Here is a 22,256-nt window from a genome sequence, read left to right as displayed (position 1 = left end):
TTATGAGTGAAATTTCCACGCCCGCCCCGCGTATAGGCTTCGTATCGCTAGGCTGCCCGAAGGCCTTGACCGATTCCGAGCTTATCCTGACACAGCTCTCTGCCGAGGGCTACCAGACGAGCAAGACCTTTGAAGGCGCCGATCTGGTGATCGTCAACACCTGCGGCTTCATTGATGACGCCGTCAAGGAAAGCCTGGACACCATTGGCGAGGCTCTTGCAGTCAATGGCAAAGTGGTCGTTACGGGCTGTCTGGGCGCAAAAACCATACCGTCTCGTGGTTCCGAAGTCGGCAGCGGCCCAGGTGGCACCGAAAATCTGGTGAAATCCTTGCATCCGTCGGTGTTGGCTGTGACGGGCCCCCACGCTACCCAGGAAGTGATGGACGCCGTACACCAACATTGCCCTAAGCCACATGATCCATTTATCGATCTGGTTCCCGGTGCTTTTGGCGAAGCGGGGCTGAAGCTCACGCCCCGCCACTACGCGTATCTAAAAATCAGCGAAGGCTGTAACCACCGCTGCACCTTCTGCATCATTCCCTCCATGCGCGGAGATCTGGTTAGCCGGCCCATAGGTGATGTGCTCAAGGAGGCGCGCGCGTTATTTGAAGGCGGTGTGAAAGAACTGCTGGTCATCAGCCAGGACACCTCGGCCTACGGTGTCGATGTGAAGTATCGCACCGGCTTCTGGGATGGCCGTCCGGTGAAGACTCGCATGCTCGAACTGGTGCAGGCATTATCTGAGCTTGCAGAACCTCACGGTGCGTGGGTACGTTTGCACTATGTGTATCCATATCCCAGCGTTGATGACATTCTTCCGCTGATGGCCGAAGGCAAGGTGCTCCCCTACCTGGATGTTCCCTTGCAGCACAGCCATCCAGACGTGCTCCGCCGCATGAAGCGCCCCGCCAGCGGCGAGAAAAACCTGGAGCGCATTGCCCGTTGGCGCGAAATCTGTCCAGAACTGGTTATCCGCTCTACCTTTATCGCAGGATTTCCTGGGGAGACGGAAGAAGAATTCGACCACTTGCTCGACTTCATGCGCGAGGCGCGCATTGATCGGGCCGGCTGCTTTGCTTATTCTCCAGTCGAGGGTGCCACGGCCAATGAATTGCCGGGCATGCTCCCACCCGAGTTACGGGAAGAGCGGCGGGCGCGTTTCATGGAGGTGGCAGAGGAAGTCTCCACGGCCAAGTTGCGGGAACGTGTGGGTTCGACCATGCAGGTGCTGGTTGATTCAGCGCCTGCCTTAGGTCGGCGCGGCGGTGTGGGGCGCAGCTACGCCGATGCACCTGAGATCGACGGCGTGGTTCACTTGTTGCCGCCGGAAAAGATCAGCAAGCAATTGAGGGTAGGGGAGTTCACGCGGGCACGTATCGTCGGTACCCAGGGGCATGACCTCGTGGCCATGCCGATCTGATTCGTCATGCAAAGGCCGGTGTGTCAAGGAAAAATCAGCCGGCCTTCTCCTTGCCTGATTGCAACAGCGTTTCCGCAGTGTCCGCGGATGTCGATCAGGACGCGGAAGGTGCAGCCAACTCTGCAAGAAAACGCGCAGGCAATAAAAAAGCCACCTAAAAGGTGGCTTTTTTAAAAAAGAAATCTGCTTTTGGCAAATTTCTGGTGTGATTACCAACATAATCGTTGGTGCCCAGAAGAGGACTCGAACCTCCACGGAGTTACCCGCTAGTACCTGAAACTAGTGCGTCTACCAATTCCGCCACCTGGGCATCTCAGGAAAGATCGAATTGTATACCAAAAATATTGAATCATCGAGCGGATTGCTAGAAGAATTTGAAGGCACGGTGCAAGGCCACCGTGATGGGCATGGTTTCTTGGTCCGCGACGACGGGAATCCAGACATTTATCTGCCTCCTAACGAGATGCGCGCGGTCCTGCATCGTGACCGTGTGAAGGTGCGCGTGGTGAGGCAGGATCGGCGCGGCCGACCCGAGGGGCGCGTGGTGGAAATCGTCGAGCGACCGCCGCACCCGATCATCGGGCGCCTGCTCAATGAGGCCGGACTTTGGCTGGTGGCGCCGGAAGACAAGCGCTATGGTCAGGACGTGATGATTCCCAAGACCGCGATTGGCCAGGCTAAGGTGGGCCAGGTGGTGGTGGTGGAGTTGACCGAGCCGCCCGCTCTGTTCGGACAACCCGTGGGTCGCGTGAAGGAAGTGCTGGGTGAAGTGGACGACCCAGGCATGGAGATCGAGATTGCAGTGCGCAAATATGGCGTACCCCATGAATTTTCTGAGGCGGCAATTGGCGAGGCGCGGGCCTTGCCTGACCATGTGCGCCCCGAGGACAAGCGCGGCCGCGTTGACCTGACTGACGTGGCTCTGGTCACCATCGATGGCGAGGACGCGCGTGATTTCGATGACGCGGTGTATTGCGAGCCTGCCAAGGTCGGTCGTAGCAAGGGTTGGCGCCTACTGGTGGCGATTGCCGATGTGAGCCATTACGTGCAAACGGGCCACCCGATCGATGTGGATGCCTATGACCGGGCCACCAGCGTTTATTTTCCGCGTCGTGTCATCCCGATGCTGCCCGAAAAGCTGAGCAACGGCTTGTGCTCGCTCAACCCGGAAGTCGAACGCCTTTGTATGGTGTGCGACATGCTTGTGACCGCCAAGGGCGAGGTCCATGCCTATCAGTTCTACCCGGCAGTGATGTGGAGTCACGCGCGCTTCACCTACACCGAAGTGGCCGCGATTTTGGCAAACACGCGAGGCCCGGAAGCCGCCAAGCGAAAGGCCAGGGTGCAGGACCTGCTGAATCTGAACGATGTGTTTAATGCGCTGCTCAAGGGGCGTTCTGAGCGTGGTGCCGTGGATTTTGAAACCACGGAGACACAGATCGTTTGCGACGAGAACGGCCGGATTGAAAAAATCGTGCCGCGCACCCGCAACGATGCGCACAAGCTGATCGAAGAGTGCATGCTGGCGGCCAACGTCTGCAGCGCCGACTTCATTTTGCAGGGCAAGCAGCCTGGTCTGTTCCGCGTGCACGAAGGTCCCACTCCTGAGAAGCAGGAGATCTTGCGCAGCTACCTGAAGGCCTTGGGCCTGGGTCTTTCCATTGGTGAGGTTCCCACACCTGATGAATTTCAGCGGATTGCTGAAGCCACCAAGGAGCGCCCCGACGCGCAGCAGATCCATATGATGCTGCTCCGCTCTATGAGTCAGGCCATCTATTCGCCGCACAACGCCGGTCATTTTGGCTTGGCATACGAGGCCTACACCCATTTCACCAGCCCGATCCGAAGGTATCCGGATCTGCTTGTGCATCGGGTGATCAAATCCATCCTGAGCAAGCGCCGTTACCAGTTGCCCGAGTTGCCGACGCCGGGCGAAGCGCATGAAAAACTAAGCCGCCGGTTGCAAAAAGCAGCGCCTCGCGCGCGCAGCCGGATCAGCCGGCCAAGCGACGATCTCCGGAAGCGCTGGCCTGGGAAGCGGCGGGTCTGCACTGCAGCGCCAACGAGCGCCGTGCCGACGAGGCCAGCCGCGACGTCGAGGCCTGGCTCAAGTGCAAGTACATGCGTGAGCATCTGGGCGAGGAGTTCTCAGGTGCGGTCAGCGCGGTGACCAGTTTCGGACTGTTCGTCACGCTGGACGAGTTGTATGTGGAAGGCCTGGTGCATATCACTGAACTGGGCGGTGAGTATTTCCGTTTCGATGAAGTGCGACAGGAATTGCGCGGCGAACGCACCGGCATTCGTTACGCACTGGGTACGCGCGTCAGGGTGCAGGTCAGCCGTGTCGACCTGGACGGACGCAAGATCGACTTCCGTCTGGTGCAGGAGGGGGAAAACCTCACTTCCCGCGCCCTTCGCGACAAGGGAGTGGCGCCGGCAGGTGAGCGCGGGCTTCCTCCAAGGTCTCGGCCAAGCGGGCTGCCCGCAAGGCGCGTGATCAGGGCATAGCGGACGGCTCCAGCGATCTGCCATCCGGCGGGCGCTTTCACCCATCTCCCGTTCAAGCGCTGAAAGCGGCTGCCAAGAAAGCCGCATCGCAGGGCAGGGGTGCCAAGCAGAAGAAGCCGAAGCGATGAGCAAGCATTCCTTACCTCGGACAGCCATAGTGACTGGGGCTGGCTCGGGCATAGGCAAGTCTGCCGCGCTTGCTTTGCTGGCCGATGGCTGGCAGGTTGTGCTGGCTGGTCGGCGTGCTGATCCGTTGCACCATGCCGTGGATGAATCGGGTGCAGGGACACGTGCATTGGCTGTGCCGACGGATGTCACCAACCCGGATTCTGTGGCGCAGCTGTTCAGAGCCACCGTGGACGCTTATGGGCGGGTCGACCTGCTTTTCAACAATGCGGGCATCGGCGCGCCCGCTGTGCCGCTTGAGGACTTGACCGCTGAGCAATGGCGGGCAGTGGTCGATGTCAACCTGAACGGCATGTTCTATTGCCTTCAGGCGGCCTTTCGCGTCATGAAAGCGCAGTCTCCGCGCGGCGGCCGAATCATCAACAATGGCTCTATCTCGGCGCACGCGCCGCGGCCACGCTCCATTGCCTACACGGCTACCAAGCATGCGGTGACCGGGTTGACTAAGACGGCTGCGCTGGATGGCCGAGCCTACGATATCGCCGTCGGCCAGATCGACATCGGTAATGCGGCCACTGAAATGACCGAGCGTATGGCGGCGGGCATTCTGCAAGCCAATGGTCAGATCATGGAGGAGCCTCGCATGGACGTGGGCATCGTCGGACAGTCGGTGGTGTACATGGCCAATCTGCCCCTGCAGGCGAATGTGCTTTTCCACACCGTGATGGCCACCAGCATGCCGTTTGTGGGGCGCGGCTGAGGGCGCTGCGAACTGAAACTAACACAGGCTTCCTGCTGTGAAGGGTAGGTCTTTGGGCCAGATGTCGGCCATGTGACCGTGCTGCCAGACCGCAGTGCATGCGGCCTCAAATGCTTCACAGCCACTTGCCAGTCGCGCTCCAATCATGCCTGCTAGTACGTCGCCTGTACCCGCCGTGGCCAGGCGTGCATTGCCCGTGGGATTGATTCGAGACAGTTGTCCGGGAGCTGCCATCGCTGTGCCAGAACCCTTGAGGACGACTGTGCACTGAAAGCGACGGGCTATTTCCTGGGCGGCATTCAATCGATTGTTTTGTACATCGGCTGCATTGCAACTCAGAAGGCGGGCAGCTTCCAGAGGGTGGGGCGTGAGCACCGTAGCTTGTCCGCGCTCGGCGCGACTTTTCATGGCGGTTTGCAGCACTGGATCCCCTGCAATTGCATTGAGGGCGTCTGCATCCAGCACCAAGCGCGGTGTTGCGTCCAGGACCGGCTCAAGCACGTCGGCCACCGCTTCGCCGCCACCGCAGCCACACACGACTGACAAGGTCCGTAGATCAAGTGCGTCGTAGCGGCGAAACATCAACTCAGGTGTGGCCACATCCAGCATGAGCGAGGCGTCCCCCAGCAGGCTGACATATACGCGGCCGGCACCGTTGGATAGTGCTGCGCGGCCAGCGAGCAGGGCAGCTCCTCCCATTGCGATGCCCCGTGCGGAGTCGACGTGGCCGCCGATGACCGCTACATCTCCCCAGGTGCCTTTGTGGCTTGCATGTGGTCGCGTGTGGGCCGGTGCCGCCACGTTCAGCAATGCGATGGGTGGCTCTTCAGGAGCAATGCCCAAATCGTCGAACCAAAGCGTGCCGCACGCATCACGTCCCTGCATTGTGAAGAGGCCTGGCTTGAGCGTGAGCAGGCTCAGGGTATGGTGACGCTCACTTGGGGAGGTGGATGTCTTGGCAAGGTGCACGCCTGTGTCGGCATTCAGCCCGCTGGGCACATCCACCGCGAGTCGGTGCGCGGAGCTGGCGGCCATGAAGCTCAGCCATTCGGCCATGCGGCCTTCGGGAGCGCGTGCACCGCCGATACCTAGAAGTGCATCTATACAGAGATCGTCCGAATGGAGCGGGGGAGGTGTCTCTGCGAATGCTACGCCGGCTTCCTGGGCCCGGGCGAACGAGGCGCGCGCGTCGGCGGGAATGTGCTGGGGGTTCCCCAGCAACGTGACGACCGGGTTCAGCCCCCAGCGACGCAGGTGCATGGCTGCTTCCAACCCGTCGCCGCCGTTGTTGCCCGGACCGCACGCGATCCATACGGTGCGGGCGTGTGGTGCAAGCGCTACAGCCAGCCGGGCCACTGACAAGCCCGCGCGCCGCATCAATGTATGCGCGGGCAACTGTGCCGCTGCGGCTTGCTCCATGCGGCGGGTGGCCGCCGTGTCGTGCATTGGGTGGGGCTGATGAAGATCAAGCAATTGCAGCATGGCATCTCCATTGTGCATCGAATCGGGTGCGGTCAATCGGCGCCTGTCAATCGGCGCCGAATCTGCGGTTATAATCGTCGGGTTTTGCTGATGGCGCCTTTATGCTTTCTTGCCACTTCGGTGGTCAATGCTGAAGCGGCGCCTCGCGAAACAAATCGCAAACCAGTCCCCACAAGGTGTTGCTGTTGGGGTTTCAGTCCACATTCGCTGAAACCCCATGTTCCAATGGTTTTTCCATTGGCGGCAATGAGCGGGCTGGATTTTAGACCCAACCTTTGTTAAAGGAATCTTCATGTCCGTCACCATGCGTGAAATGCTGGAGGCCGGTGTCCACTTTGGTCACCAAACTCGCTTCTGGAACCCCAAGATGGCTCCGTTCATCTTCGGTCATCGCAACAAGATCCATATCATCAACCTGGAAAAATCGCTGCCGATGTTCCAGGAGGCGCAAAAGTTCGCGCGCCAGTTGGCTGCCAATCGCGGCACCATCCTCATGGTGGGTACCAAGCGCCAGGCTCGCGAAATCGTGGCTGAAGAAGCTCGCCGCGCTGGCGTGCCTTTCGTCGAGCAGCGCTGGTTGGGCGGCATGCTGACCAACTTCAAAACCGTCAAGACCTCCATCAAGCGTCTGAAGGACATGAAGGCCCAGCAAGAAGCTGGCCTCGAAGGCATGAGCAAGAAAGAGCAGCTCACCTTTTCGCGCGAAATGGCTAAGCTCGAGCGAGATATCGGCGGCATTCAGGATATGAACGCACTGCCAGATGCCATCTTCATCATTGACGTTGGCTTCCACAAGATCGCCGTGTCCGAAGCGAAGAAGCTGGGTATCCCGCTGATTGGTGTGGTTGACTCCAACCATTCGCCCGTGGGTATCGATTACGTGATTCCAGGTAACGACGATTCGGCCAAGGCCGTGACTCTTTACGCTCGCGGCATCGCTGACGCTATTCTTGAAGGCCGTGCCAACGCCGTTAACGACGTGGTCAAGGCTGTAGCAGCCGAAGGCGAAGATGAGTTCGTTGAGGTCGAGGACGGCAGCGCCGCCTGATCCAAGAGCCGAAAGCTGTCAAGGCCGGTCCCGGCCTGCGGCAACAGGGGCGCTTGCGCCCCTTTTTTTAATTTTTTTCTGCGTTGGCTGTTCTTCAAGCTGGCGCCTTACTGAAAGACTGGAGCAATCCAATGGCAGCAATCACCGCAAGCATGGTCGCCGAACTGCGCGCCAAGACCGACGCACCCATGATGGAGTGCAAGAAAGCCCTGACCGAGGCCGATGGCGACATGGTCAAAGCCGAAGAGCTGCTGCGCGTCAAGCTGGGCACCAAGGCCGGCAAGGCCGCCTCTCGCGTGACGGCTGAAGGTGTCGTCGTTGCATCCATCAAGGATGACACTGGCGCTATGGTCGAGGTCAACTGCGAAACCGATTTTGTGACCAAGAACGACAGCTTCCTCGCTTTGGCGCAGGCCGCTGCTGACTTGGCGGCGGCCCATAACCCCGCAGACTTGGCGGCTCTGGGTGCGCTTCCGTTCGCCATGGGCGATTTCGGCCCGACGCTGGAAGATGTGCGCGTCGGCCTGATCGGCAAGATCGGCGAGAACATGAGCTTCCGCCGCTTCATTCGCAAGTCGGGCGGTGGCAAGCTCGCATCGTATCTGCACGGTACGCGTATTGGCGTGGTGGTCGAGTATGAAGGCGATGAGTCTGCCGCGCGCGATGTTGCCATGCATGTGGCAGCCATGAAGCCTGTGGCGCTGGCAAGCAGCGACGTTCCTGCCGAGCTGATCGAAAGAGAGCGTAGCGTGGCGACTGCCAAAGCGCAGGAGTCTGGCAAGCCCGCTGACATTGCAGCCAAAATGGTCGAAGGCTCGGTTCAGAAATACCTCAAGGAAGTCTCTCTGCTCAATCAGCCGTTCGTCAAGAACGACAAGCAATCCGTCGAGCAGATGCTCAAGGAGCGCGCCACCACCATCAAGAGTTTCACGCTCTACGTGGTAGGCGAAGGCATCGAGAAGAAGCAGGACGATTTCGCTGCCGAAGTTGCTGCTCAAGTGGCGGCCGCACGCGGCGCCTGATCACCTGACTTGCTACGCGCCAACCCTGAAAGGGCGCGCGGGCTGACCAATCCGGCATCGCGGCATTCCGCGAATTGCCGGTAATTTGGACCTTTTTGGTTCATTCACCCGCCCATCCGTGATGGGCGTGGGTGCCTCACTTGGAGGCGGAGCAAGAAGTTTGTCGGCCGACAAACTTCTTGCTCCCTCTGAAGGTAGACCTAAAAACGACCGGCTCCGTGGTCTTTTATATCAACTACCTTGTAGACTCTTGCACCATCGCATATTTCGGAGCTTGCCGATGACCAAAGCCAAACCTGCCCACAAGCGAATCCTGCTGAAGCTTTCTGGCGAAGCCCTGATGGGCGACGACGCCTTCGGCATCAACCGTGCCACCATTGAGCGAATCGTTGACGAGATTGCCGAGGTGACTCGAATGGGCGTGCAAGTGGCGGTGGTGATTGGCGGCGGCAACATCTTCCGTGGCGTGGCCGGCGGTTCCGCTGGCATGGATAGGGCTACGGCCGACTACATGGGTATGCTGGCCACCGTCATGAACGCGTTGGCGCTGGCCGACGCCATGAACAAACATGGTCTTATCGCTCGCGTCATGTCCGCCATCGGGATCGAGCAGGTGGTAGAGCCTTATGTTCGCCCGAAAGCGTTACAGTATCTGGAAGAAGGTAAGGTCGTGGTGTTTGCGGCGGGCACTGGTAACCCGTTTTTCACCACGGACACGGCCGCCGCGCTGCGGGGTGCCGAGATCGGTGCCGAACTGGTGCTCAAGGCCACGAAGGTCGATGGCGTTTACAGCGCAGACCCGCACAAGGATCCCACAGCCACTCGCTATGCCAAGATCACTTTCGACGAAGCCATGAGCCGAAACCTTGGCATCATGGACGCGACAGCGTTTGCGCTGTGCCGCGACCAGAAACTGCCTATCAAGGTGTTTTCGATCCTCAAGGCCGGAGCGCTCAAGAGCGTGGTGATGGGCGAGGATGAAGGTACTTTGGTTCACGCATAACGCTCACTCACCAGCCGTTGCCGCCGACATTCGCGCTGGCTTGAGCGCGTGGCGATAATCCCATGATGGAGAAACTCGTATGACGATTGCCGAGATCAAGCAAACCACACAAGGCAAGATGGATCAATCCATCGCCGCTTTCAAGAACAACCTGACCAAAATCCGCACTGGTCGTGCGAACCCGGCGCTGCTGGACACGATCCATGTCGAGTATTACGGGAACCACGTGCCCTTGTCACAGGTGGCGAATGTGGCCCTGCTCGACGCACGCACCATTAGCGTGCAGCCGTGGGAAAAGGGAATGGGCGCAAAAATCGAGAAAGCCATTCGCGAGAGCGAGTTGGGGCTGAATCCCGCCAACATGGGCGATCTCATCCGCGTGCCCATGCCTCCCATGAGCGAAGAGCGCCGCAAAGAGATGACCAAAGTGGTGCGTCAGGAGGGCGAGGCCGCCAAAATCGCCATCCGCAACCTTCGCCGCGATGCCAACGAAGCTGTAAAGAAGCTGGTAAAAGACAAGGAAGCGTCAGAGGACGATCAAAAGCGTGCCGAAGCCGACGTGCAAAAGGCTACCGACAAGCACATTGCCGAGATTGACGCGCTGGTGGCGTCCAAAGAGCAAGAAGTCATGGCGGTCTGAGGCTGAAACGGTTTCATTTGCGCTTTCTGAAATTAATAACCGCATGACGAAATCTCGTCAACCTGACTCTGCAGTGCCGCATCACGTTGCCATCGTGATGGATGGCAACGGGCGGTGGGCGCACCGGCGCCTGTTGCCTAGGGTGGCTGGACACCGGCAAGGGGTTGAATCCTTGCGCCGCTGCATACGCGCGTGCGCTGAGCGTGGCGTCAAGGTACTGACGGTCTTCGCGTTTTCTTCGGAAAACTGGAGCCGTCCTGTGGAAGAAGTGAGCGGCTTGATGGATCTTCTGGCGACTGCACTGACGCGCGAGGTCCCGGAACTCAAGAAAGCCGGTATCCGGCTGCACTTTGTTGGCGAGCGCGGAAACCTCTCCGAGCGCGTACGAGCCGGGTTTGTGGCAGCAGAAGCCGAAACAGCTGCCAATGAGCGCATGGTGCTCAACATTTGCTTCAATTACGGTGGACGCTGGGACATTGCGCAGGCCGCTGCCCGTGTGGCCGCCGCCGGCCAGGCGATCACCGAGGAATCGCTGGGTCGAGCCACGGCGCTGGCCCATGTGCCTGATCCGGATCTTCTCATCCGCACCGGGGGTGAGCAGCGAATCAGCAATTTTCTGCTGTGGCAGTGCGCTTACAGCGAACTTTTTTCAGCGATCGCCTGTGGCCCGACTTTGACGACGCGGCACTGGACGAAGCGCTGACCGCCTACGCTCAACGAGAGAGGCGTTTCGGGAAGACGCCTGCTCAAGTGGCCCAAGCTCGCACGCACGTCGTGGCATGACCGTTATCAAGTGCGCGCCCCTGATGCTCGCGAATATGAGGCCCTAGGTTTCGCATGCTCAAACAGCGCATCATCACGGCTTTGATACTGCTGGCCATCCTGCTGCCGGCCTTGTTTGCCTCTACGCCGACGCCTTTCGTCGCCTTGTCCCTGATACTGATTGCAGCCGCCGCATGGGAGTGGTCGCGTCTGGTGGGTTGGGGCGGTGTTGCCGCGCTGGCTTCGGGCGCGTTGTGCGCTCTGTTGTGTGCGTTGCTGTGGTGGAGTGGTGCGATAGATAAGCCCATGCCTTTGCTCTGGCTGGTTGCGGCCCTGGTGGGGGTGCCCGGTGGCGCTTGGTTGATACAGCGGGGTGTTTCGGGGTGGCCACAGTTGCCTCGCGGGCTTCGGTGGGTGGGCGGGATCGCCGTGCTTTGCACGGCATGGCTGGCCATGACGCAGGCACGCACCATCGGTATCAACCTTCTTCTGTCGATCCTGGTGTTGGTGTGGGCGGCGGACGTGTTCGCCTATTTCGCAGGGCGCGGCCTGGGCGGCAAGTTCAGTCGCGTCAAACTGGCGCCATCCATCAGTCCCGGCAAGAGCTGGGAAGGGGTTTGGGGTGGTATGCTGGGTGTGTTGTTAGTGGCGGTGGTGTGGGTATGGATTGATCGCACCTATGCGCTTGAAACCCCCAGTCTTTACACGCGTCTTTATGAGCGCGGAAGTTGGCTCCTGGTCGTGGGCTGCGTATTTCTCTCCGCCATGAGCGTTGTGGGGGACCTGGTGGAATCCCTGGTCAAGCGCAGCGCCGGCGTGAAGGATTCGAGCGGGCTGCTGCCTGGCCACGGAGGTGTGCTGGATCGGGTTGATGCGCTTTTGCCGGTGCTACCCCTGGCGATGATGCTGGTAACCGTGGGCAAGGGGACGGTGTGACGGAAAATAGAAAGCAGCGCGTGGCCATACTAGGTTCCACGGGCTCGATAGGAACCAACACGTTGGACGTGATTGCCCGCCACCCGGAACGCTTCGAGGTGGTGGCGCTTTCGGCGGCCACGCAGGTCGATGCGATGCTGGCCCAAGTGGTCCGCTTCAACCCGCGCATGGTGGCTATGGCCAGCGAGGCACATGGCCGTGAGTTGGCCGAGAGAATCAAGCAGCAAGGTCTTCGCACCGTAGTTGCAATGGGTCCTGCAGCCATCGAAGCTATGGCCGGACACGAGGAAGTTGATACGGTCATGGCAGCCATTGTGGGCGCTGCCGGCCTAGCGCCTTGTCTGGCCGCCGCCCGCATGGGCAAACGTTTGCTTCTGGCCAACAAGGAAGCGCTGGTCGTGGGAGGCCAGTTGTTCATGAATGCGGTACGCGAAGGGGGGCTACGCTCTTGCCGATCGACAGCGAGCATTCAGCGATTTTCCAGTGTCTGCCGGAAAATCCTGCCGACTGGAGCGCACGCATTAGCCGCATCCACCTCACGTCCTCAGGGGGCCGTTCCGCCAGACACCGCTCTCCGATCTGCCGGGCATGACGCCTGACCAAGCTTGCGCCCATCCCAATTTTGCGATGGGGCGCAAGATCTCGGTGGATTCAGCCACCATGATGAACAAGGCACTCGAGGTGATAGAGGCGCGCTGGCTTTTCGGCCTATCGCCTGAACAGATCGAGGTGGTGATCCATCCGCAGCAGATCATCCACTCGATGGTCGAATTCACTGATGCCTCGGTACTTGCCCAGTTGGGCACACCTGACATGCGTGTACCCATCGCCTATGGACTCTCCTGGCCAGAGCGCATAGAAAGCGGCGCCAGTCGGCTCGATTTTGCCGCGCTGGCTGGGCTGCACTTCGAGCCGCCGAGCCGCGAGCGATTTCCAGGCCTTTTCCTGTCGTGGGAGGCTTTGCGCGCCCCCGAAGGCACGACTGCCGTGTTGAACGCGGCCAATGAGGTGGCCGTGGCCGCCTTCCTCGGGCAGCGCATCGGCTTCGCAGACATTTATGCCGTCATTGACGCCACTTTGGCAGCCGTAACGCCGGACGCCCCTGCATCGCTTCCTGATATCCTGGTGCTGGATGCCTGTGCTCGCCGCGCGGCCGAAGCAGAAGCTCGTCGCCGTGCGGCCTGAAAAGTTGTGAACGAATCGCCATGCTGCTGACCCTGCTTTCCTTCGTAGTCGCCCTGGGGCTGCTGATCGCCGTGCACGAATGGGGGCATTACCGGATGGCGGTCGCCTGTGGGGTCAAGGTGCTGCGGTTTTCCGTCGGATTCGGTAAACCCTTGGCGCGTTGGCGGCCGAAGAGGCAGCGTCCGGGTCAAGACACTGAATTCATCATTGGCGCCCTTCCTCTGGGGGGCTACGTCAAGATGCTTGATGAGCGTGAGGCGCCGGTGGCCTCCGAAGAGCGTCACCTGGCATTCAACACCCAGCCGTTGCGATCACGGGCATTGATCGTTGCCGCAGGGCCGGTGGCTAATCTGGTGCTGGCGGTGCTGCTGTACACGCTGGTTAATTGGCTCGGCGTTCAGGAGCCGCGCGCCGTGCTGTCGCCTCCGGTGGCCGGTTCATTGGCTGAGCGCGCTGGCCTGCAAGGTGGCGAACTTGTGCGCCGTGCCGGACTGGCGGGGGAAGAACTTGAGCCCGTGACTTCTTTTGAAGGTCTCCGCTGGTTCCTGACGCGAGGCGTGCTTGACGGGCGAGATCTCGTGCTGGACGTGGCTCCGAGTTCGGGTGGGAGCGGCCGCGAGTTGACGCTGCCTTTATCCAGCCTCTCCGTGCAGGAGGTCGATGCAAGGCTGTTTCGTGGAATAGGCATTGTCTCTCCGCTCTCGCGACCCGAAATCGGCGAACTCGCTGAAGGCGGGGCCGCTGTCCGAGACGGTTTGAAGCGGGGAGATCTGGTTCGCAAAGTTGGTGGTACGGCCATAGTTGATGGTCAGCAACTCCGAGAAGTCATTCGCGCATCTGCCCGAGACGGTGAGCCTGCGGCTGCGGTCTGGCAGATCGAGCGAGACGGTCGTTTGCTGTCTATCGAAGTGAAGCCGGACCTGCAGACCGAAGGCGATCAGCGCATCGGACGCATTGGCGCTTATGTAGGCAGTCTGCCTGAAATGGTCATGGTCCGCTTCGGGCCCCTGGACGGCCTGTGGGCGGGTGCTTCACGCGTGTGGGAGGTTTCCGTGCTGTCGCTGCGCCTGCTGGGTCGCATGGTGATGGGGGAGTTGTCCCTGAAGAACCTGAGTGGCCCCATTGCCATCGCCGACTATGCTGGCAAATCCGCCAGCCTCGGGCTGACGTACTACCTGGCATTCCTGGCTTTCATCAGCGTGAGCCTGGGCGTGCTCAATCTATTGCCGATCCCCGTTCTGGATGGCGGGCACCTGATGTATTATCTTTGGGAGATGGTGACGGGCAAACCCGTTTCCGGTGTTTGGCTTGATCGTCTCCAATACATGGGCATGTTTTTGTTGCTGACCATGATGGCTGTCGCGATGTACAACGATGTCGTCAATCGTTTAGGCTGAATATACCCCCGGCGTGATTTGAAGTCGGCTCCATACACACTCGCTCATGAAGTTACTAGCTCACCGTTTTCGCTTGCGTTCCGTAGCCTCGTTTGTCTCCGCTGGCGCTCGCCGCGCAGATGGCCTGGGCCGTCGATCCATTCACAGTCTCCGACATTCGTGTGGAGGGGTTGCAGCGGGTCGAGCCTGGCACTATCTTCGCGTCGATCCCGGTTCGAGTCGGTGAGACTTACAACGACGACAAGGGCGCGGCCTCCATCCGCTCGCTTTTTGCGCTCGGTCTGTTCACAGATGTGCGGCTGGAAGTCAGCGGCAATGTGCTGGTAGTGATCGTGCAGGAGCGCCCCACCGTGGCTTCGGTTGAGTTCGCGGGGAACAAGGAATTCAGCAAGGAAGTGCTGCAAGCCGCGCTGCGCGACGCAGGACTTGCGGCCGGACGTCCGTACGACAAAGCCTTGACGGATCGAGCCGAGCAGGAAATCAAACGTCAGTACATCAACCGCAGCCTCTACGGGGCCGAGGTGGTGACCACTGTGACTCCTACCGAGCGCAACCAGGTCAACCTGAACTTCAACGTTACCGAAGGCCGTCCTGCTCGTATCAAGGATATCGAGATCGTCGGCAACAAGGCGTTTTCCGCCGCAACCCTCAAGGATCTGTTCGATCTCGACACCGGCGGCTGGATGAGTTGGTACAGCAAGAGCGACCAGTATTCGCGCGCCAAGCTCAACGCCGACCTGGAAGCACTGCGTTCATACTACCTGGCCCGTGGCTACCTTGATTTCAAGATCGATTCCACTCAGGTGGCGATCTCGCCCGACAAGGAGTCCATCGGCATCACCATCAATGTGACGGAAGGTGAGCGTTTTGTTGTCTCCAGTATTTCGCTCGACGGCAACTATCTCGAAAAAGACGACGAGTTCAAGTCGCTCATTACCATCAAGCCGGGTGAAGCCTACAACGCCGACCAAGTCGCCGAGACCGTCAAATCCTTCACCGATCATTTCGGTAATTATGGCTTCGCGTTTGCTGCAGTCGAACCACGCCCCGAGGTAGACCGCACCAGTAACCGTGTGGCCATTGTCCTGCACGCCAACCCCTCGCGGCGAGCTTATGTGCGCCGCATCAATATTCAGGGCAACGCCAAAACGCGAGACGAAGTGATTCGACGCGAGTTCCGCCAATTTGAATCTTCCTGGTACGACGGCGAGAAAATCCGGCTTTCGCGTGATCGAGTGGACCGGTTGGGCTACTTCACTGAATTGTCCATCACCTCCGCGGAAGTGCCGGGCGCGCCGGATCAAGTCGACCTCAATGTCGAGGTGAAGGAAAAGCCCACCGGCAGCATCCAGCTGGGCGCCGGATACTCATCGTCCGAGAAGCTCTCGTTCTCCTTCGGCATCACTCAGGACAACGTGTTTGGCTCCGGCAACCGGCTTGATCTGCAGTTGAACACCGGCAAATTTAACCGCACGCTCGTGGTGAGCGCCACCGATCCGTACTTCACAGCCAACGGCATCTCCCGTACGGTAGACGTCTTCTACAAAACTCAGAAGCCGTATCAAGACCAGGGCGGCAACTACACGCTGGTGACCATGGGTGGCGGGTTGAAGTTCGGTGTGCCAATCACTGAACTCGATACTGTCTACCTCGGTGTTAATGCAGAGCGCACGCGGATCAACCCTGGTACCAACATTCCAGCGGCTTACTTGGCCTATGCCGAGAAATTCGGGTACTCGAGCACCTCGTTCCCCTTCACTCTGGGCTGGTCGCGTGATTCGCGCGACAGCGCCTTGGCTCCCAACTCCGGGCGCTACCAGCGCTTGCTTGGCGAGTTGGGCCTGCTTGGCGATGCAAGGTACGTCAAGGCCAACTATCAGTATCAGCAGTACATTCCACTTTCCAAGCAATACACCCTGGCTTTCAACGCCGAGGTGGGCTGGGGCAAGGGTTTGGGCGGACGGCCGTACCCCGTGTTCAAGAACTTCTATTCCGGCGGCCTCGGTTCCGTTCGCGGGTACGAGCAATCCACGCTCGGGCCCCGAGACGTGACTGGCGCTTTCATCGGCGGAACGCGCAAAGTCACGCTGAACACGGAATTCATCACTCCGTTCCCGGGGGTGGGTAACGACCGAACCCTGCGCCTGTTCGGTTTTGTCGATGTCGGTGGCCTCTATGGTGACGGCGAAAAAATGAGCGCTTCAGGCCTGCGCGCCTCCACGGGCATTGGTTTTAGCTGGATATCACCGCTTGGTCCGCTACGTTTTGCGTTGGCGGTGCCGCTGCGCAAGCAGCCGGGCGATAGAATCCAGAAATTGCAATTCCAGATTGGGACCTCGTTTTGATGAAGTTGACACTCCGTTGCGTGAGCGTTGCGGCCTTGCTCAGCGCCGCCTTGGTGACGCCGGTGGCCTTGGCGCAGGAGAATGTGCGCATCGGGTTCGTGAACACCGACCGTATGCTGCGCGAAGCTGATCCGGCCAAATCGGCGCAGACCAAGCTGGAGCAGGAGTTCTCCCGCCGTGAGAAAGAACTTGATGCCGCTGGGGCAGCCCTGAAAACTGCGTCTGACCGCTTCGAGCGTGAAGCACCCACCATGAGCGACACACAGCGCCAGACGCGCCAGCGCCAATTGGTGGAGCAAGATCGGGAATTCCAGCGCAGGAGGCGTGAATTCCAGGAGGATCTGAATTCACGCAAGAGCGAAGAACTCCAGCAGGTGTTGGACCGTGCCAATCGAGTGGTGCGCCAAGTGGCTGAGGCCGAAAAATACGACGTGATCCTTCAGGAAGCGGTGTATATCAACCCCAAGCTCGACATTACCGACAAGGTGATCAAGGCGCTGAATAGCGCCAAGTGATCTCCTTGGTACGTTTTCTGATTCACTTGTCGTTTATTCAGTGAGCCTCCATACCGGCGCCATCGTCGAAGCTCTAGGTGGCGAACTCTTCGGCGATCCTGAGCTGGCCATCACACGCCTTGCGCCCCTTGAAAGCGCTCAGGAAAGTGAGTTGAGCTATCTCGTCAACCCGAAGCTTGCCCCTTTGCTCGCGAGCACTCGGGCCGGCTGCGTCGTTGTGGCGCCAGCCCAGGCCGACGAGGCCAAGCGGCGAGGCGACTGCATCGTTACGCCTGATCCCCACCTGTACTTCGCGCGCCTGACACAATTGTGGAAGAGGGCGCATGGCCGTGTTCCTGTGCCTGGCGTGCATCCGAGTGCAGTTGTCGAAGAGGGTGCCTGGATCGACCCAAGCGCCAGCGTGGGTCCTCAGTGTTTCGTCGGACGTGGCGCGCGCATTGGCGCGAACACGGTGCTGACAGTCCGCGTCACCGTCGCAGAAGACTGCGTGATCGGCGCCAGATGTTTCATTCAAAGTGGGGCGGTAATCGGGGGCGACGGCTTCGGATTGGCGCCGCACGACGGAGCCTGGATCAAAATTGAGCAGCTGGGGGCCGTGCGCATTGGTGACGATGTCGAAATTGGCGCCAATACTTGTATTGATCGTGGGGCTCTCGACGATACGGTAATCGAAGACGGCGTAAAGCTGGACAATTTAATCCAGATCGGGCACAACACGCATATTGGCAAGCACACGGCCATGGCCGGTTGCGTTGGTGTGGCGGGCAGTGCACGTATCGGCGCACATTGCACCGTCGGTGGCGCCGGCATGATTCTGGGGCATCTCACCATCGCGGATCATGTGCACATTTCGTCCGCCTCGATCGTGACCCGGTCTATTCTCAAGCCAGGGCATTACACCGGATTTTTCCCAATTGATGAGAACTCTACGTGGGAGAAAAATGCCGCCACGCTTAAGCATATCCACGGATTACGTGAGAGGCTCAAGCGGTTGGAAGCCTTGCTCCCAAAAAGCCGGTAGCCCGCTCCCGCCATAGGCAAACGTGTGAATACCGCTTGCGGGCGCTTGTACAATGAGCGCCAATGGCTATCAATATAGAAGCATCCGCCATGATGGACATCCACCAGATCCTTTCCAAGCTACCGCATCGCTATCCCTTCCTATTGGTCGATCGTGTGCTCGATGTGGATCTGCAGGCCAAGACGCTGCGCGCCCTCAAGAACGTCACGATGAATGAGCCGTTCTTTACGGGGCATTTTCCTCGTCGGCCCGTCATGCCGGGCGTATTGATTCTTGAGGCGCTGGCTCAGACATCCGCACTCCTGTCATTGGAAGTCGAAAGCGTATCGCTGGGCGAGGACACCGTTTTCTACTTTGTTGGCATCGATGGTGCTCGTTTCAAACGCCCAGTGGAACCCGGCGATCAACTTATCTTGCATGCTGCCATGGATCGGGTGCGCGGGGGCATCTACAAGTTCAATTGCAAGGCCACGGTAGACGGAGAGCTTGCGAGCGAAGCTACGCTCATGTGCACCATGAGAAAAGTGGCCTAGCCCGTTTCTGAGGCGGGCATTGCCGCGGGATCGCTACATACCAAAGATCAAGAAATGGCACAGGTTCACTCCACTGCTCTAGTTGACCCTCAGGCCGAACTTGACGGCAGCGTGGTTGTGGGCGCGTACAGTGTGGTTGGTCCGCACGTGCGCATCGGTGCGGGAACCACCATTGGTCCTCACTGTGTGATCGAGGGTCATACCACCCTTGGTCGGGATAATCACATTTTTCAGTTTGCCAGTATCGGCGCGGCCCCGCAAGACAAGAAGTATCGTGGCGAGCCCACGCGCCTGGAGATCGGTAACGGCAACACCATCCGAGAGTTCGTCACCATCAACACCGGGACCGTGCAGGACGTCGGCGTTACCACTTTGGGCGATGACAACTGGATCATGGCCTACGTGCACATAGCGCACGATTGCCAACTGGGCAGCCACATCATCATGGCCAATGCGGCAACCCTGGGAGGGCATGTCCACCTGGGGGACTGGGTGTTCGTTGGTGGCCTGACAGGCATCCACCAGTTTGTGCGCGTGGGTGACCATGCCATGACTGGGTTCCAGACTCGCCTCTCGCAGGATCTGCCTCCATTCGTGACCGCTGCAGGCAACCCGGCCGAAGCTCAAAGCATCAACGCAGAAGGTCTCAAGCGCCGCGGGTATTCATCCGAACGCATTGCCATCGTCAAGCAGATGCATCGCTTGCTTTATCGCAAGGGCCTTACCCTGGAAGCCGCGCGTCAACAGATCGATGCGCTCCGTGGTGAACTGAACGAAGCGGATGCCGACATTGCATTGATGCAGGACTTCCTGGCCAACGCCTCGCGCGGCATCGTGCGTTAACTCTGGAAGCGGTTCCAGGTTGAATTCCAATTCGCCCATGAGCGAGTCTCCTACGATTTCGTTGGTGGCCGGTGAGCCCTCCGGCGATATGTTGGCGGCCCTGCTGCTGCAAAGCCTGCGTGCGCGTTGGCCTGGCTTGCGTGCAGGTGGTATCGGTGGCGCTCACATGGCTGAGCAAGGATTCGATGCATGGTGGCCGGTCGAAAAACTATCGGTTCGAGGTTATCTGGAGGTGCTGCCGAGGCTTCCGGAACTGCTGAGAATACGTCGGCAGCTTGCGGACAGGCTCCTGAAGGAGCGCCCGGATCTGTTTATTGGCGTGGATGCGCCGGATTTCAACTTTGATCTGGAAGCGCGCCTAAAAAGCGCTGGCCTGAAGACCCTGCATTTCATCAGCCCTTCGTTCTGGGCCTGGCGTCCCGAGAAGCTGCTTAAGCTCAAGGCGGCCGCGGATCATGTCCTGTGCTTGTTCCCCTTCGAGCCTGAGATGTTGGCTGAACACGGCATAGCGGCGACTTTCGTAGGCCACCCCTTGGCCAACATCATTCCCATGAAGCCGAATCGCCCGGCGGCGCGGCAGGGTCTTGGGTTGGAGGGGGACGGACCTGTGGTGGCGCTGCTCCCAGGGAGTCGAGCCGCTGAAGTCAAGCACTTGCTGCCCCGCTTTTTACAGGCTGCCGCGCATATCAGGCACTCCCGGCCGAATGCACGTTTCATTGTGCCGGCGGTGGCCCACCTGCACGGTCAGATCGAGCTTGCAGCGCAGGCCAGCGGGTTGGGGGCGGCGCTGACGGTGGTGCCGGGTCAATCCCATCAAGTCCTGGCAGCCTGCGATGTTACGCTGATCGCCAGTGGCACGGCCACATTGGAAGCAGCTCTGTTCAAGTGCCCCATGGTCATTGCCTACGCCATGCCCGCTATCAGCTACCGACTCATGCGTCGTATGCGTCAGTTGCCCTGGATCGGCTTGCCGAACGTGCTGTGCGCGCCCGGGCATTGGCTTCGCCGGCCGCCGGAGATCGCGCCGCATGCCTTTGCCGACCGTCCTGATGCCCCCTTTGTGGTGCCGGAACTGGTCCAGGATGCCGCCACCCCTCAGGCCCTGGCGGAGGCGGTCCTTGACTGGCTCGACACACCTGAGAAGATTTCCGCTATTGAGCAGCGCTTTGCCATGCTGCATGAAGAATTGCACCGCGACACTTCTCGCCTCGCCACCGATGTCATCGAATCGCTACTTGCACGCTAAGCGGCGTGCTCTTGATTGGGATCCATCTGGCTTGGTGGCAGGCGTAGATGAGGCGGGGCGCGGCCCGCTGGCCGGCCCTGTGGTGGCTGCCGCGGTGATTCTTGATCCGCGCCAGCCTATCAAGGGCTTGGCGGACTCCAAGAAACTTACCCCGCTTCGAAGAGAGCGTCTTTACGACGAAATCCGTGCAAAAGCACTTTGCTGTGAGATTGGTCAGGCGAGTGTGGAGGAGATTGACGAGATCAACATTCTGCAAGCTACCATGCTGGCTATGCAGCGCGCTGTTGCGGGTCTTCGATTGCGCCCTACGAGAGTCATGGTAGACGGCAATCGCCTGCCAACACTCAGCATGCATGCCGAAGCGGTGGTCGGCGGTGATGCCAAGGTGGCGTCCATTTCGGCTGCCTCAATTATTGCCAAGGTTTACCGAGATCGTTGGTGCCTTGAAGTGGATGCCGAATGGCCGCAGTACGGATTTGCAGGGCACAAAGGTTATGGGACCCCGGCACACTTGGCGGCGCTGCGTGAGCACGGACCCTGCGTGCATCACAGGCGTTCGTTCTCGCCCGTGGCGCAGTTACTTCAGCAGGTTTCTCACTCATGAATTTTGCACCTCCCCTCCGCATTACTTCGCGGGACAATCCGTTGATCAAGGATTTGAAGCGGTTGGCGCAAGACAGCGGCGCTTATCGCAAACAGGGTCGGGTCTGGATCGAAGGCGATCACCTCTGTCGCGCCGCTCATGAGCGAGGCATTTCGCCTGCCATGGCGGTGATCACAGAATCATTTTGGTCCGCTGCGGAATCCTATCGACTTCAGTCGCCAGGCAAGAACATTGTCATCGACCAGGCACTGATGGCTCACCTGAGTGGGCTTGAGTCGCCCGCCCCGATGGCCTACGTCGTTAACTTGCCGGCCCAGCCGATTTTGCAGCCCGATGTCCCCACGATCGTGCTGGACCGCGTGCAGGACGCCGGGAATGTCGGCTCCATTTTGCGTAGCGCGGCCGCCTTCGGCTTTGCTCAAGTCGCGGCGATCAAAGGCACCGCGTTGCTGTGGTCGCCTAAAGTGCTTCGCTCAGGCATGGGGGCGCACTTCGCATTGAGTCTGATAGAGGGGATTGAGCCCGAAGATTTGGCGGGGCTGAGTGTCCCGATGCTGGTCACCAGTTCGCACGAAGGAGACTACCTGCACCGCAGTCAGCTGCCTTGGCCATGTGCCTGGGTGATGGGGCACGAAGGCCAGGGTGTTGGCGCTGAACTTGCGGCGCGGGCTGACCGTTCCGTGCGTATCGCGCAGCCGGGCGGCGAGGAGTCTCTCAATGTGGCGGCTGCCGCGGCCATCTGCATGCACGCCAGCGCTGCGTCTCACCAGCGACCTTAAGCTTGCAAGGTCCCAAGTCAAGTTCGATAGACTCGCGGAAAATGCCCCCGATGGAGTACTACGCGAGTGCTGGGGTATTC

General features: G+C 59.7%; 18 protein-coding genes, 1 tRNA gene and 2 pseudogenes. 19 read left to right on the top strand and 2 right to left on the bottom strand.

Features of this window, described 5'->3' with window-relative positions; genetic code table 11:
- Positions 1 to 2: 2 nt before the first annotated feature.
- Entirely contained in the window at positions 3 to 1,421 is a 1,419-nt protein-coding gene (gene rimO, locus AAAK34_RS16555; protein WP_231694251.1) for a 30S ribosomal protein S12 methylthiotransferase RimO, read from the top strand.
- 225 nt (positions 1,422 to 1,646) lie between these two features.
- Here rimO and AAAK34_RS16550 read toward each other — a convergent pair.
- Positions 1,647 to 1,731 (bottom strand) — tRNA-Leu (locus AAAK34_RS16550).
- Positions 1,732 to 1,782: 51 nt separating this feature from the next.
- Between AAAK34_RS16550 and rnr the strand changes: the two are divergent.
- Positions 1,783 to 4,057, top strand: a pseudogene (rnr, locus tag AAAK34_RS16545) (ribonuclease R).
- Positions 4,054 to 4,815 (top strand): SDR family oxidoreductase, encoded by a 762-nt coding sequence (locus tag AAAK34_RS16540; protein ID WP_231694253.1) that lies wholly within the window; start codon positions 4,054 to 4,056, stop codon positions 4,813 to 4,815. The pseudogene rnr and the gene AAAK34_RS16540 overlap by 4 nt, the downstream one beginning before the upstream one ends.
- 18 nt (positions 4,816 to 4,833) lie before the next feature.
- Here the strand turns inward: AAAK34_RS16540 and AAAK34_RS16535 are convergent, their stop codons facing one another.
- Complete coding sequence (locus tag AAAK34_RS16535) at positions 4,834 to 6,297, bottom strand: NAD(P)H-hydrate dehydratase (RefSeq protein WP_231694254.1); 1,464 nt, start codon at positions 6,295 to 6,297, stop codon at positions 4,834 to 4,836.
- 292 nt (positions 6,298 to 6,589) lie between these two features.
- On the opposite strand from AAAK34_RS16535, the gene rpsB reads away from it, so the two are divergent.
- The 16 genes and pseudogenes from rpsB (at position 6,590) to AAAK34_RS16455 (ending at position 22,176) form a co-directional block, all read left to right on the top strand.
- The gene (gene rpsB, locus AAAK34_RS16530; protein WP_231694255.1) at positions 6,590 to 7,345 is read left to right on the top strand and encodes a 30S ribosomal protein S2; all 756 of its coding nucleotides are present in this window, start codon (positions 6,590 to 6,592) and stop codon (positions 7,343 to 7,345) included.
- Positions 7,346 to 7,476: 131 nt separating this feature from the next.
- The gene (gene tsf, locus AAAK34_RS16525; protein ID WP_231694256.1) at positions 7,477 to 8,367 is read left to right on the top strand and encodes a translation elongation factor Ts; all 891 of its coding nucleotides are present in this window, start codon (positions 7,477 to 7,479) and stop codon (positions 8,365 to 8,367) included.
- 280 nt (positions 8,368 to 8,647) lie between these two features.
- Positions 8,648 to 9,370, top strand: a complete 723-nt coding sequence (gene pyrH / locus AAAK34_RS16520) for a UMP kinase (protein ID WP_231694257.1) — start codon at positions 8,648 to 8,650, stop codon at positions 9,368 to 9,370.
- 79 nt (positions 9,371 to 9,449) lie between these two features.
- Positions 9,450 to 10,010 (top strand): ribosome recycling factor, encoded by a 561-nt coding sequence (gene frr / locus AAAK34_RS16515; RefSeq protein WP_231694258.1) that lies wholly within the window; start codon positions 9,450 to 9,452, stop codon positions 10,008 to 10,010.
- A 43-nt stretch (positions 10,011 to 10,053) separates the two neighbouring features.
- A complete protein-coding gene (gene uppS, locus AAAK34_RS16510; protein WP_431777489.1) occupies positions 10,054 to 10,713 on the top strand; it encodes a polyprenyl diphosphate synthase in 660 nt (219 codons plus the stop codon).
- A gap of 134 nt (positions 10,714 to 10,847) precedes the next feature.
- Positions 10,848 to 11,708, top strand: coding sequence for a phosphatidate cytidylyltransferase (locus AAAK34_RS16505; protein WP_231694259.1), 861 nt, complete (start codon positions 10,848 to 10,850; stop codon positions 11,706 to 11,708).
- Positions 11,705 to 12,893 (top strand): annotated as a pseudogene (dxr, locus tag AAAK34_RS16500) (1-deoxy-D-xylulose-5-phosphate reductoisomerase). Before AAAK34_RS16505 ends, dxr begins: the two are co-directional and overlap by 4 nt.
- 20 nt (positions 12,894 to 12,913) lie before the next feature.
- Positions 12,914 to 14,290 carry an RIP metalloprotease RseP gene (rseP, locus tag AAAK34_RS16495; RefSeq protein WP_231694261.1) on the top strand — a complete coding sequence of 459 codons (1,377 nt, stop codon included), beginning with the start codon at positions 12,914 to 12,916 and terminating at the stop codon, positions 14,288 to 14,290.
- A gap of 92 nt (positions 14,291 to 14,382) precedes the next feature.
- The gene (gene bamA, locus AAAK34_RS16490) at positions 14,383 to 16,635 is read left to right on the top strand and encodes an outer membrane protein assembly factor BamA (RefSeq protein ID WP_431777488.1); all 2,253 of its coding nucleotides are present in this window, start codon (positions 14,383 to 14,385) and stop codon (positions 16,633 to 16,635) included.
- Positions 16,635 to 17,150, top strand: coding sequence for an OmpH family outer membrane protein (locus AAAK34_RS16485; RefSeq protein ID WP_231694263.1), 516 nt, complete (start codon positions 16,635 to 16,637; stop codon positions 17,148 to 17,150). The genes bamA and AAAK34_RS16485 overlap by 1 nt, the downstream gene beginning before the upstream one ends.
- Positions 17,151 to 17,190: 40 nt before the next feature.
- Complete coding sequence (gene lpxD, locus AAAK34_RS16480; RefSeq protein WP_231694264.1) at positions 17,191 to 18,171, top strand: UDP-3-O-(3-hydroxymyristoyl)glucosamine N-acyltransferase; 981 nt, start codon at positions 17,191 to 17,193, stop codon at positions 18,169 to 18,171.
- Between the two features lie 89 nt (positions 18,172 to 18,260).
- Positions 18,261 to 18,704, top strand: a complete 444-nt coding sequence (fabZ, locus tag AAAK34_RS16475; protein WP_231694265.1) for a 3-hydroxyacyl-ACP dehydratase FabZ — start codon at positions 18,261 to 18,263, stop codon at positions 18,702 to 18,704.
- Positions 18,705 to 18,758: 54 nt separating this feature from the next.
- Positions 18,759 to 19,547, top strand: a complete 789-nt coding sequence (gene lpxA, locus AAAK34_RS16470) for an acyl-ACP--UDP-N-acetylglucosamine O-acyltransferase (protein WP_231694266.1) — start codon at positions 18,759 to 18,761, stop codon at positions 19,545 to 19,547.
- Between the two features lie 37 nt (positions 19,548 to 19,584).
- The gene (gene lpxB, locus AAAK34_RS16465) at positions 19,585 to 20,793 is read left to right on the top strand and encodes a lipid-A-disaccharide synthase (RefSeq protein ID WP_231694267.1); all 1,209 of its coding nucleotides are present in this window, start codon (positions 19,585 to 19,587) and stop codon (positions 20,791 to 20,793) included.
- Positions 20,765 to 21,397 (top strand): ribonuclease HII, encoded by a 633-nt coding sequence (rnhB, locus tag AAAK34_RS16460; protein WP_231694268.1) that lies wholly within the window; start codon positions 20,765 to 20,767, stop codon positions 21,395 to 21,397. Before lpxB ends, rnhB begins: the two co-directional genes overlap by 29 nt.
- Positions 21,394 to 22,176, top strand: coding sequence for a TrmH family RNA methyltransferase (locus tag AAAK34_RS16455; protein ID WP_231694269.1), 783 nt, complete (start codon positions 21,394 to 21,396; stop codon positions 22,174 to 22,176). Before rnhB ends, AAAK34_RS16455 begins: the two co-directional genes overlap by 4 nt.
- Positions 22,177 to 22,256: the final 80 nt, after the last annotated feature.

Source organism: Ottowia caeni (assembly GCF_050821495.1).
GTDB classification, from domain to species: domain Bacteria; phylum Pseudomonadota; class Gammaproteobacteria; order Burkholderiales; family Burkholderiaceae_C; genus Ottowia; species Ottowia caeni.
The sequence above is the reverse complement of the archived record's forward strand: the minus strand, read 5'-3'. Positions and strand labels throughout refer to the sequence as shown.